This window comes from Lentzea californiensis (genome assembly GCF_024648825.1).
In the GTDB taxonomy this organism is placed as follows: Bacteria; Actinomycetota; Actinomycetes; order Mycobacteriales; family Pseudonocardiaceae; genus Lentzea; species Lentzea californiensis.
The window spans coordinates 50,973-62,572 of record NZ_JANBBE010000013.1; the positions used below are offsets into that span (position 1 = coordinate 50,973).

The 11,600-nt window shown below is 69.7% G+C and carries 11 protein-coding genes; 7 read left to right on the forward strand and 4 right to left on the reverse strand.

What is annotated here, in order from left to right; all coding sequences use genetic code 11:
• Nucleotides 1-17 precede the first annotated feature (17 nt).
• Nucleotides 18-1,202: a helix-turn-helix domain-containing protein gene (locus LX88_RS35005; protein ID WP_258952071.1), complete on the forward strand. Its 1,185-nt coding sequence runs from the start codon at nt 18-20 to the stop codon at nt 1,200-1,202.
• Here LX88_RS35005 and LX88_RS35010 read toward each other — a convergent pair.
• Nucleotides 1,193-4,066, reverse strand: coding sequence for an AfsR/SARP family transcriptional regulator (locus LX88_RS35010; protein WP_258952072.1), 2,874 nt, complete (start codon nt 4,064-4,066; stop codon nt 1,193-1,195). The genes LX88_RS35005 and LX88_RS35010 overlap by 10 nt on opposite strands.
• A 161-nt stretch (nt 4,067-4,227) precedes the next feature.
• On the opposite strand from LX88_RS35010, the gene LX88_RS35015 reads away from it, so the two are divergent.
• On the forward strand, nt 4,228-4,800 hold the full coding sequence (locus tag LX88_RS35015; RefSeq protein ID WP_258952073.1) for a vWA domain-containing protein: 573 nt from the start codon (nt 4,228-4,230) through the stop codon (nt 4,798-4,800).
• Between the two features lie 88 nt (nt 4,801-4,888).
• Nucleotides 4,889-5,821, forward strand: coding sequence for a hypothetical protein (locus tag LX88_RS35020; RefSeq protein ID WP_258952074.1), 933 nt, complete (start codon nt 4,889-4,891; stop codon nt 5,819-5,821).
• Here LX88_RS35020 and LX88_RS35025 read toward each other — a convergent pair.
• From LX88_RS35025 to LX88_RS35035, 3 genes are all read right to left on the reverse strand, one after another.
• The gene (locus tag LX88_RS35025; protein ID WP_258952075.1) at nt 5,816-6,217 is read right to left on the reverse strand and encodes a PPOX class F420-dependent oxidoreductase; all 402 of its coding nucleotides are present in this window, start codon (nt 6,215-6,217) and stop codon (nt 5,816-5,818) included. The genes LX88_RS35020 and LX88_RS35025 overlap by 6 nt on opposite strands.
• Before the next feature lie 33 nt (nt 6,218-6,250).
• Entirely contained in the window at nt 6,251-7,234 is a 984-nt protein-coding gene (locus LX88_RS35030; protein ID WP_258952076.1) for a hypothetical protein, read from the reverse strand.
• A gap of 87 nt (nt 7,235-7,321) precedes the next feature.
• Nucleotides 7,322-8,176 (reverse strand): glycosyltransferase family 2 protein, encoded by an 855-nt coding sequence (locus LX88_RS35035; protein WP_258952077.1) that lies wholly within the window; start codon nt 8,174-8,176, stop codon nt 7,322-7,324.
• 38 nt (nt 8,177-8,214) lie between these two features.
• On the opposite strand from LX88_RS35035, the gene LX88_RS35040 reads away from it, so the two are divergent.
• From LX88_RS35040 to LX88_RS35055, 4 genes are all read left to right on the forward strand, one after another.
• The gene (locus tag LX88_RS35040) at nt 8,215-8,703 is read left to right on the forward strand and encodes an HAD domain-containing protein (RefSeq protein WP_258952078.1); all 489 of its coding nucleotides are present in this window, start codon (nt 8,215-8,217) and stop codon (nt 8,701-8,703) included.
• Between the two features lie 89 nt (nt 8,704-8,792).
• Nucleotides 8,793-9,914 (forward strand): ABC transporter substrate-binding protein, encoded by a 1,122-nt coding sequence (locus tag LX88_RS35045; protein WP_258952079.1) that lies wholly within the window; start codon nt 8,793-8,795, stop codon nt 9,912-9,914.
• A 74-nt stretch (nt 9,915-9,988) separates the two neighbouring features.
• A complete protein-coding gene (locus tag LX88_RS35050) occupies nt 9,989-10,828 on the forward strand; it encodes an ABC transporter permease (protein WP_090066923.1) in 840 nt (279 codons plus the stop codon).
• Nucleotides 10,816-11,598 carry an ABC transporter permease gene (locus tag LX88_RS35055; RefSeq protein ID WP_258952080.1) on the forward strand — a complete coding sequence of 261 codons (783 nt, stop codon included), beginning with the start codon at nt 10,816-10,818 and terminating at the stop codon, nt 11,596-11,598. Before LX88_RS35050 ends, LX88_RS35055 begins: the two co-directional genes overlap by 13 nt.
• The last annotated feature ends 2 nt before the right edge of the window (nt 11,599-11,600 follow it).

An 11,600-nucleotide genomic window follows, 5' to 3' on the forward strand; every position in this document is an offset into this window, starting at 1 on the left:
CGGACCGGGAGGAAATCGTGGCCGGAAGTTTTGGTGAGCTGCTGCGTGAACACCGCATCGCCGCAGGTCTGTCGATGGGGCAGCTGGCGAAGTCGATTCATTACAGCAAGGGCTATCTGAGCAAGATCGAGAACGACCTGAAACCGCCGACGCCGACGGTGGCCCGTCTGTGCGACGGCGTGCTCGGCGTGGGCGGGCGGCTGATCGAGGCCGCGATGCGCGGCGCCCCGGCACTCGCCCGCCGTCAGGTGCTGGTGGCGGGCACGATGCTCGGTGCGGGCGCGCTCGCCGGCAGCGGGTTCCGGCCGGTCCCGGACGCACAGGTGGTCGCGGGGATGCGCACCTCGTTCGAGAACCTGCGCGCACTGGGGCTGCGCACCAGCCCGATGGTGCTCATCGAGCCGCTGAAAGCGTTGCAGCACACGGTGCACGGAATGGCGCGGGAGAACACGGGGTCTATCGGCACGGGGTTGCTGAGGCTCGCCGCACGCCTCTCCGAGTACACCGGCTGGATGAGCCAGGAGGCAGGCGACGAGCAGGCGGCGCTCTGGTGGACCAGGCAGGCCTCCGAACTGTCGCGCGCGGCGGGGGACCCGGACATCGCGAGTTACTCGTTCGTGCGGGAGGCGGGGATCGCGTTCTACCGGCAGGATGCCCGGAGCACGATCAACCTCGCCCAGCAGGCGCAGTGGATCGGCAACGCCGGCTCACGAGTCCTCGCGCTGGCCGCACGACGCGAAGCGCAGGGACACGCACTCGCCGGAGATCGCTACGCCGCCGAAAGCGCGTTCGACCGCGCCGTGCGACTGATGGACTTCGCGCAGCCCGACAGCCCGTACCCGGCGCTCGGCCCCAGCGCGCCCGATCCGCTGGAACTGGCCAGGGGATGGGCGTTGAGCGACCTCGGGCTCAACGCCGAGGCCGCCGTCGTGCTGGACCGGCAGCTGGCGCTCGTGCCCCTCACGTCACGCCGCACCAGGGCACGCTTCGGCACGCGCAAGGCGCTCGCCCAGGCGTTGTCCGGTGACGTCGACCAGAGCTGCCGCACGCTCGCCGCCACGATCGACGACGCGGCGCACGTCGACTCGGCCACCATCCGGACGGATCTGCGGCAACTGGCCAGAACCCTGGGCAGGTGGCACAACCACGCGGCGGTGCGCGAGGTCTACCCCGACCTGAAACGGCTCCTGTCTCACCGCTGACCGCACGCACAGGTCATCCCCGCGCGCTCGGCCCGCACCTCCTGCGCCTCCGGCTGGTCGAGCTCGGTGAACACGGCCTCGGCCGCGTTCCAGTGCGCCACCGCGTCGGAATGCCTGCCCAGCGCGTGCATCGTCCGTGCCACACCGATTTCACCGTGGGACTGGTGCGTGCGGTTGCCCGTTCCGGTGGCCACGTCCAGCAACGCCAGGTAGAGGCGCAGCGCGCCGGCCAGATCGCCTCCGTCGCGTGCCGTGGCGGCCCGGTCGCGGAAGAGCCTCGCGCGCAGGTCGGCGTCTGCCAGGTCCGCCGCGGCGGCGGAGGCCAGTTCGTGGTGGTGCAGTGCCTCGCCCAGCCGGCCGGCGAGCCGGTGGGCGTCGGCGATGTTGGTCAACGCGTAGGCGGCCACGCAGTCGTCGCCGAGCTCGACCGCGATCTCGTGCGCCTCCAGGTGGTCGGGGATGGCGTCCTCCAGCATCCCGAGGTGCTGCCGGTTCGCGCCGCGGTTGTTCAACGCGTGCGCCAGTCCCTGCTGGTGGCCGATCTCCCGCAGGATGTGCACGGCCTCGCCGTGCTGCCGCAACGCGATGTCGTACCTGCGGTGCTGTTCGTTGAGGTAGCCCAGCATGCTGAGCGCGTGCGCCCGGCCCCGGAGGTCCCCGCACTGCTCGTACTTCGTCAGCCCGGCTTCGAAGCACCGGACCGCCTCGTCATGGGAGCCGAGTTGCATCGCGGACATGGCGAGCGCGCACAGCGTCGCCGCCTCGCCCGCCACGTCACCGAGCCGGGACCACCTCTTCAGCGCCTGTTCGGCGAACTCGAACGCCTCGCTGTGCCTGCCGAGCCGGTCGTGGGCGGTGGACAGGCGCAGCAGCACGTGCGCCTGGCCGTGGTCGTCCTCCGGGCGAACGGAGTCGACGGCCTCGATCCAGTCCTCGAACCGGTTCGCCGTGTTGAAGTGCCGCCAGATCAGCGCCGCCAGCCGCCACGCGTGGTCCGGGCCCGAACGCCGGATGGCGGCCATCAGGTTGTCGCGCTCGGAGGTGATCCACGCCAGTGCCTCGTCCTCGCGGGTGAACCGCAGACCGAGCGGGCTCACGCGGTTCACCGACGGCTGGACGATGCGGTCGAACGGGTAGGCCGCGCTCACGGCGCTGCTCAGCGACACGAGGTAGAAGTCGAGCAAGCGCACCAGGGCGTCCGCGGGCGGGGGTTCGAGAGCGGCGAACTCCTTGATCGGGTCGAGCATCTGGTACCGGTCCGGCGCGACCTCCTCCAGCAGGCAGACCTCGTGCAGGTCGTCGAGCAGCTCGCGGGTGCCGGCGACGGTGAGCCCCGCGAGGGCCGCGGCGCCGACGAGGTCGACGTCCGGTCCAGGAAGGTGCCCGAAGAGCCGGAAGAGCTGCTGCTGCCGGTCGTCGAGCTGCCGGTAGGACGCCAGCACCGCGGCGTCCTCCCGCAACGGCCCTTCCTCGTCCATCAGGCCGAGCAGGTGGTCGAGCGACCACCGGTCGTGCCTGCGCAGCAACGCCGCCGCGACCGTGATCGACACCGGCAGGTACCCGCAGCGCTTCACCAGGCCCGCGATGTCCGCCGCCCTGCCGCGCACCCGGAACGGGTCGGTCAGCCTCCGGAACAGCGCGGACGCGTCGGCGGCGGGCATCGGGGCCAGCCGCACGTGTTCGCTGATGTCCGGCTCGCCCATCCTGCGGCTCGTGACGATGGCGAAGCAGTCGTGCGCTTCGGGCAGCAGCGGCCGGATCTGCTCGGGTGACGCCGCGTTGTCCAGCACCACCAGCGTTTTCGTGCCGTAGAGCTGGGTCTGGTAGAGCGATGCCTTGCGGCCCACCGTGTCCGGGATCTGCTCGGCCGGCACGCCCAGTTCGGTGAGCAGCTGGCTCAGCGCGTCCGACACGGACATCGCTGCCACGTTCGGGGTGAACCCGTTGAGCCGCAACAGGAGCTGGCCGTCGGGAAACCGGGGGCGCAACCGGTGTGCCGCCTCGACGGCCAGGCCGGTCTTGCCGACGCCGAGCGCGCCGCTGATCCACACCGCGCGTCGCTCACCGGTGCCCGCGGCGGCCACCTCGATCGCCTCCAGCTCGCTGGACCGGCCGGTGAACCCGCCTGGACGGGATGGCAGCGAGCTGACCGGCTCACCGTGTTCCGCCCGCGCCGCGAGCTTGCGCAGCGCCGACCCCGGCTCGTAGCCGGCTTCTGCGAGCGCCGCGCAGGCGTTCTTGTAGACCCGGATGGCGCCCACACCGTCAGCACCCGCGATCAGCGCGCGCATGAGGAGTTCGGCGTACCTCTGGTTGGCGGGGTCTTTCGGCAGGGCACGCCGCATGCGGTCGCGCGCCGAGCGGTGATCACCTACGAGCAGTTCCAGCTCGGCCACGTCACCCAGCGCGTCGGCGAAGCTCTCGGCCGGTGAGATCACCGCAGCGCCACCGACCCGGTCGATGTCGATGTCCTCCAAGAACCTCCCGCGCCATAGGTCGACCGCGGCACACAGGAGATCGACGGCCTTGCGCTGGTCGTTGTTCCGCAAGGCTTGTGCGGCTTGCGCACGCAACCGGTCGAAGCGCACGGTGTCGATCTGGTTCTCGTCGACGCGCAGCACGTAGCCGGTCGGTGTCGTGTCGATCGCGGCGTCGGTGTGTTCGAACGCCTTGCGCAGCTTGTTGATGTAACCGCGGACCAGCGTTCTGCGCTCGGGGTTGTCGGGCCACACGGTCTCTGTGAGCCGTTCGGGTGACACGGGCTTGTTGGCGTGCAGCAGGAGGACGACGAGGATGAAGCGTTGTTGCTGGTCTCCCAGGGGCACGGAAGTGTTGGCGTGCCAGCATTCCAACGGACCCAGCATACGAAATTCCACGCCGTCCTCCCGGTGCACGAGCTGCCATCTGGGTGGAATGTCGCGCAAAGCCCCTTTGGTGTGTCAGCGAATCAGCTTTTTGTCCACGTTTGATCAACGCGATCCGGTAACGGTGTTCGCACCACGCATCGTGTTGAGGGGGAAGTCGGATGGTTCTCGATGTGTTGCCGTGCTATCTCGTGTGCGACGTGTCGTTCTCGATGAGCGACCACATCGACGAGGTGAACGCCGGGATGCGCGAGTTCCGCGGGGTGGTGCACGCGGATCGGCACGCCACGGCCCAGATCCGGCTTTGCGTGGTCGTCTTCGCGGACAGCCCGCTGGTCGTGCGGCCGTTGCTGCCCGCGCTCGACCCCGCCGAGGAGATCACGCCGCGCGAGGAACCGGGTTCCGACTTCGGTGCCGCGTTCACCCTCGTGCGCACCGTCGTCGAGCGCGACGTGAACCACCTCAAGACGCAGCGGGTCCAGGTGCGAAGACCGCTGCTCTTCTTCGTCTCCGACGGCAGGGCGACCGATCCGGCGTGGCCCGCGGCGCTCGCGAGGCTCACCGCCACCACGCTGTGCCCGGAGATGGTCGCGTTCGGACTCGGGGCGGTCGACCAGCGAGCGCTCGGCCGCATCGGCAGCTCGCGGGTCTTCCTCGGCTGCGACGGTGTGCGCCTGGGCATCGCGCTGGCCTCTTCGGTGGCACGGACCGTCCTGCGACCGGAGCACGTCTGACCGATCCACGGCGTGTCCACTTCTCGTCCACACGCCCCCCGCAACCTGACTCCGCCGCACGTGAGCGAGCAAGGGGAGGAGAGCGGAGATGTTGAAGAACCTGGTCCGTGAGCTGAAGACCCTCCGTAAAGGACGAGGTGTGCACGCCGGACGGATCGTGGACAAGATCGGCCCGACGCTGGCCGCCGCCTGCGGGATCACCAGCGCGGACGGCTCGGTCGCCGCGAAGCAGAAGCTGGTCACGAGGCTGACCGAGCTGGTCGAGCAGCTCCCCGACGACCTGCAGCTAGCCGCGCGGGCGGCGTTCGGGCTCATCACCGACGTCCGGCAGCCGCTCTACCAGGAGCGCGTCACCTGGGTGGCCGCGCGGATCGACCGTGACTCGCGCACCGTGCGCCGCCGCGTGGACGAGGCCGTGGAGCAGCTGGCCGAACTGGCGGCCACGACGTCTCCGCGTGCCGACGGCGGCTGGCACACCTCGGAGCTCAGCGTCGCCGTGGTGCTGGACCAGGGGCAGCCGGAGGTGCTGGAGCGCTACCAGGTCGTGGTGGACCAGGACGGCGTCGAGTCGCTCGACTTCGCCTCGGTCTTCCCGGTCCGGCGGCGCGACGTCGACGTGCACCTGCTCTACGGCGGCACGCTTCGGGAGCGCGGCGACGGTGGCCGTCCCGGCTTCACGCTGGTCCCGGCCGAACCGCTGGTGCGCGGCGAGATCCACGACTTCGCGATCCGCTACCGGATGTCGAACCGCGACGCCATGCACCCGTGCGTGCTGCACGTGCCTGAACGGCCGTGCGACCTGTTCGACCTGCGCGTGCGGTTCGAGCACGACCGCAAGCGGCTCGTGCGGACGTTCGACGGCGTGCTGGTGCAACGGTCCGACGCCGAGCCGGCCGGGTCGCAGCGGACGGTGGACCGGGCGGGGGAGATCCACCTGCGGTTCCGGCGGCTGCTGCCCGGACTGCTCTACGGCGCCCGGTGGGGCAGCGCGGCGGTGTGCTCGGCGCGCAGGGCCTCATGACCGGCGGGGCTCGTACCAGGTCTCGCCCGCCGGTTCGCCCGCCATGTTCCACGCCCAGACGCGGGTCGGGGTGATCCGGCTGTAGACGCCGGGGCCGACGATGCCGGTGCGTTCGGCCGGGTCGTCGGCGATGCCGTAGATCCGGATGGCCCTCGCGACGAACGGGGTGAACGAGACCAGGTCGTCGACCACGAGCGACACCTGGCGGCGGCCGGCGGTGATGTTGCGGAACTTGCGGGTGTTCCTGACCTGGTCACCCGCGCCGCCGACCCAGATGTGCGTGCCGTCGCACTCGAACGCCAGCGGCACCACGTCGGGCCAGCCGTCCTCGTTGACGGTCGCGAGGCGGGCCAGCGGCTGTTCGCGCAGATAAGCGATCTCCTCGTCGGTGAACATGCCTCCTATACGACCAGCAACGCGCGTTTTCGACTACTTGGCGTCGCTGTTGAACGTGAAGAGGCACCAGCCGTCGGACTCCTTCTTCAGGAACCCGCCCGCCTTGGTCTCCGTACCGTTCAGCGTGTACCAGAGCCGGGCCTGGCCGGAGTCCTCCGCTTCGGTCGTGACGACCTTGTCGTGCAGCCGCAACTGCCCGCCCGCCGCGATGGCCCTCTCGGCCCACGTGTTGACGGCGCGGGCCGTCGAGCAGATGTAGAGGCGGGCGGCCGCGATGTCCTTGGCGTTGACCGCCTTGGCGAAGGCCTGCACGCGGCCCGTCGGGCTGTCCGGGTCCGGGTCCGGCGGCGGCTCCTGGGTGGTGGCCACCGGCACGAAGCCCATCTCGCAGACGACGTACCTGTTGTCCTCCTGGAAGAGCGCCAGCACGCCGCGCCGCTTCTCGGGCCCGCCGTCCGCCGGGTACTCGACGGACATGATCGCGACGGTCGCGTTCTTGTTGCCGTCGTTGTAGACCGGGTCGCTGGGCTTGATCTTGCGGACCTCGTCGACCTTGAAGACCGGCTTGGCGTCGCTCTTGCGCTTCGGGTCGAGCGGCTGGACGTCCCGGTAGAGGATCTCCTCGGCGAGCGAGATGTCCTTGTTCTCGGCTTTGTTGCGGCCGTCCTTGCACGTCAGCACGTTCACGAACTGGTCGATGTCGCGCCGGTTGAGCGCGTCCTCGATGGCCTTCGCGGCGCTTTCCGGCGTGGACTGGTCCACCGGGGCGGAGCTGGTCGCCGGTTTCTGCTTCATCCAGCCCGGCCAGAGCAGGCCCGTGCCGAGGACGCCGGCCCCCACGAGCAGCAGCGCCACGAGACCGAGCACGACGAAGACCACCGGGGACTTCTTCTTCGGCGGTCCGGGGTGCGGTTGCCCCCACGGCTGCTGCGGCGGTGGACCCCACGGCTGCTGGCCCTGCGGCTGGTGGTGCCACGGCTGTCGCGGCGGTCCGGACTGGTGGGGCGGCTGCGTCACGACGATCAGTCTGGCGGAGCCGGCGGCGCGGTGTGGCCCGAACGGGGGAACGTCCACCTGACGCGTGAGCGCCTGACCACCGCGAACTCAGGTCGCGGTCGCGGCCCGCAACGCCCACGGCACCACCGGGTCGAGCGACGTCAGCCGGTCGCGCAGCCGGGTGTCCACGGTCAGCACCCCCGACGCGAGCCCCGCCGCGACGTCGGGCCGGCGGTCGAGGTAGGTCTGGTGCAGCGTGCCGTCGCGGAGGCGTTCGTAGTCCTCGCGCCAGTGCCAGCCGACTCCGGGATCGAGGCGGGTGTTGGCCGCGTAGGACGCGCCGCCGTTCGCGATCTTGCGCTGGTACTGCTCGTAGCCGCGGTCCGGCACGTGCAGGATGTCGACGCCGGCCGTCGTCATCGGGCCGAGGAGCGGACCGGACACGCCGTGGTTGCCTTGGTCGACGGTGACCTCCGGGTCGCCGCGGTGGCAGGTCTTGGGCCCGATCCTGGTGCCGCGCGGGGACAGCGACGCCGTGTCGCGCAGGATCAACCGGTGCACCCAGCCACCGTCGGCGGACGGGTCGGCGACCAGGTTGTCGCGCCGCATCTCCACCACGCCGAACGCCGGGTCCACCGCGCCGAGGTCGTCCTTCAACGAGGCGGACGCGGGCCAGAAGAACTCGTCGGCGTCCGCGTTGATCACCCAGTCCGCGCCGTGCCCGGCGGCCGCGCGGCGGGCCATCGCGGTCACCCAGCGGCCCTGCTCGTAGTCCTGCGCCGGTTCGTGGTGCAGTTCGAGCACGCCCGCGTCGCGGTACGCCTCCAGGATCTCGATCGTGCCGTCGGCCGAACCGTTGTCGGTCGCGACGACGAGGTCCACTCCCGCGGCGAGGTGGTGTTCGATCATCGCGGCGACGACGTCCGCCTCGTCGCGGACGAGCAGGGTCATGATCAGGCGCACTCGCACAGCGTACGGACGGGGCCGGGCATGCTGGACGGATGCGTCCCCTGGTCCTGATCGACGTCGACGGCCCGCTCCACCCGTGGGCCGCGAACCCCAAGCCGGACAACTACCGGCTGTTCGAGATCAAGGTCGGCTGGCGCCGCAGGCTCCGCATCTGGCTCGACCCGGAGCACGGCACCCAGTTGAGACAGCTGGCGGAGGACACCGGCGCCGAACTGGCGTGGGCCACGACGTGGCTGCACCGGGCGAACACCGAGATCGGGCCACGTCTGGGCCTGCCGCAGCTCAAGGTGATCGAGTTCCACGACGAGACCGGCTGGAAGTACCCGGCGGTCGCCCGGTACGCCTACGAAAGGCCGCTCGTCTGGTTCGACGACGACTTCGGGCTGCACGCCGAGCGCCGCGAGCAGTTCGTCCACAAGCGACGACACCTGACCACCGCGCTGATCCACGTCGATCCCGGTACCGGGATCTCGGCACAACACCTGGGTGAGGCACGGAAAGCATTCAGCGGCAACCCGTAGGCCGCCGAGAATTCACGGTTGGAGTCGAGAAGGTCTCAACCGGCGCGGCTGGCTTGACAACGAAAGCATCCCGAGCCAATCCTCCGCTGGTGCTGAAGCGAGGGAACGTCACGACGAAGTTGATCGGCGTCGGTGCGCTGGTGCTGGCGGTGGCCGCCTGTGGCGCCCCGCCCGCCAAGGAGACGCCGGCTGGTGCCGCCGGAACCGCGAAGTCGGCGAGTGAGCTCGGTGGCATGGACAAGCTGGTCGAGGCCGCCAAGAAGGAGGGCAAGCTCAACGTCATCGCGCTGCCCCCGGACTGGGCGAACTACGGCGAGATCATCAAGGCCTTCGAGGCCGAGTACGGCATCAAGGTCGACTCCGCGCAGCCGGACGCCTCGAGCCAGGAAGAGATCAACGCCGCCAAGCAGCTCAAGGGCAACGACCGCGCGCCCGACGTGTTCGACCTCGGCCTGAACGTGGCGCTGGCCAACAAGGACCTGTTCGCCCCCTACAAGGTCAGCACCTGGGACGACATCGCCACGGAGCTCAAGGACGCGGACGGCCTCTACTACGGCGACTACGGCGGCTTCATGTCGATCGGTTACGACGCCGCGAAGGTGCCGGCGCCGACGAGCGTGAAGGACCTGCTCAAGCCCGACTACAAGGGCAAGGTCGCGCTCAACGGTGACCCGACGCAGGCCGGTGCCGCGTTCTCCGGTGTCGTCATGGCGGCGCTGGGCAACGGCGGCAGCGCCGACGACATCGCGCCCGGTGTCGAGTTCTTCAAGCAGCTCAAGGCGGCCGGCAACTTCCAGCCGGTCGACCCGTCGCCCGCGACGATCGAGTCCGGTCAGACGCCCGTCGTCATCGACTGGGACTACACGAACGCCGCCCAGACCGACAAGCTCAAGGGCAAGCTCGACTGGAAGGTCGTCGTCCCGGCCGAGGCCCAGATCGGCGGCTACTACAACCAGGCCATCAGCAAGGACGCGCCGCACCCCGCGGCCGCCCGCCTGTGGCAGGAGTTCCTCTACTCCGACGAGGGCCAGAACCTCTACCTGAAGGGCATGTCCCGCCCGGTGCGCCTGGACAAGATGGGCGACAAGGCGGACAAGGCCGCGAAGGAGAAGCTGCCCAAGACCGACGGCAAGCAGGTGTTCCAGACGCAGGCCCAGGCAGACAAGGCCAAGGCCGTCCTGACCGCGACCTGGGCACAGGCCATCGGATGACCTCGGTCGCTCCTGTAGCGGCGGCAAAGCCCGGCGGTCCCACCCCCAGGGGTGGGGCCGCCGGTCGGCCATCTGTGGCCGCCTGGCTCGTCGCGGTGCCGTTCCTGGCGTTCGTCGGCACCTTCCTCGTCTACCCCACGGTGCTCGTGCTGTTCGGTGCCTTCCAGGACTCGAACGGCGCGTTCACGCTCGACAACCTCACGACGTTGTTCACGGGCGTCGTCTTCGACGCCTTCGTGCGCAGCATCGAACTCTCCGCGCTCACGGCGGTCATCGGCGCGATCTTCGGCGCGCTGCTCACGTGGGCGATCGCGGTCGGCAACCCCGACGGGATGCTGCGCCGGACCGTCGTCGCGGGCAGCGGTGTGCTCGCCCAGTTCGGTGGCGTGCCGCTGGCGTTCGCGTTCCTCGCGACGGTCGGCTTCGAGGGTCTTGTCACGAAGTTCCTGCGTGACAACGTTGGCATCGACCTCTTCGCCGGCAGCGCGTGGTTGTTCGAACTGCCCGGCCTGACGCTCGTCTACACGTTCTTCCAGATCCCGCTGATGGTGATCGTGTTCCTGCCCGCGCTCGACGGCCTGCGCCCGCAGTGGCGCGAGGCCAACGCGAGCCTCGGCGGCACGAGCTGGACGTACTGGCGCCACGTCGGCGGCCCGATCCTGACGCCGCCGTTCCTCGGCGCGCTGCTCCTGTTGTTCGCCAACGCCTTCAGCGCCTACGCCACGGCCGCGGCGCTCGTCTCGCAGGGCAGTCCGATCGTGCCGCTGCAGATCCGCGGGTTCCTCACCGGCGAGGTCGTGCTCGGCCAGGAGAACCTCGGCAAGGCGCTCGGCCTCGGCATGGTGATCGTGGTCAGCATCGCGATGGGCGTGAACGTGCTGCTGCAGAAGAGGGTGGCCAAGTGGGTTCGCTAGTGAAACAGCGCGTCCTGCGCACGATCGTCCTGCTGGTCCTCGGCGTCTACTTCATCCTGCCGCTGATCGCGATGGCGGAGTTCTCCACGCGGGGCAAGAACGACACGCGCAGCCTCGAGTCGTGGACGTCCATCGTCGACGACGAAGGCCTGATGGAAGCCCTCGTGAACTCGCTGCTGTTGTCGGTGACGAGTGCGGTGCTCATGTTGGTGCTCCTCGTGCCGACCATGGCGTGGATCCGGCTCAGGCTTCCCCAGTTGCAGCGGCTCGTGGAGTTCCTTTGCCTGCTGCCGCTGGCGATTCCCGCCATTGTGCTCGTGGTCGGCATGGCGCCGCTCTACGCTTGGGTGAACTACTTCTTCGGCGACTCACCGCTGACGCTGACGTTCGCGTACACGATCCTGGTGCTGCCGTTCGCCTACCGCGCGGTCGACGCCGGACTCGCCGCCATCGACCTGAAGACGCTGGCCGAAGCCGCGCGCAGCCTCGGCGCGTCGTGGTTCACGGTGCTGTGGAAGGTCGTCGTGCCGAACATCCGCGTCGCGCTGATCGGTGCTTCGCTGCTGTCGGTGGCCTTGGTGCTCGGCGAGTTCACCATCGCGTCGCTGCTCAACTTCGACACGCTGCAGGTGCAGGTCAACCTGCTCGGCAAGCGCAACGCGGGTGTGTCCATCGCGGTGTCGCTGCTGTGCCTGATCTTCGCGTTCGTCCTTCTGTTCGCACTCTCTTATGTCGGCCAGCGTCGCCGTCAGACCGTGGTCGAGGAGTAAGA

Excerpts from the sequence above, each read along its gene's own strand:
- LX88_RS35010 (WP_258952072.1), bottom strand. The coding sequence starts at position 4,066 with ATGCTGGGTCCGTTGGAATGCTGGCACGCCAACACTTCCGTGCCCCTG.
- LX88_RS35015 (WP_258952073.1), top strand. The coding sequence starts at position 4,228 with ATGGTTCTCGATGTGTTGCCGTGCTATCTCGTGTGCGACGTGTCGTTC.
- LX88_RS35020 (WP_258952074.1), top strand. The coding sequence starts at position 4,889 with ATGTTGAAGAACCTGGTCCGTGAGCTGAAGACCCTCCGTAAAGGACGA.
- LX88_RS35025 (WP_258952075.1), bottom strand. The coding sequence starts at position 6,217 with ATGTTCACCGACGAGGAGATCGCTTATCTGCGCGAACAGCCGCTGGCC.
- LX88_RS35040 (WP_258952078.1), top strand. The coding sequence starts at position 8,215 with ATGCGTCCCCTGGTCCTGATCGACGTCGACGGCCCGCTCCACCCGTGG.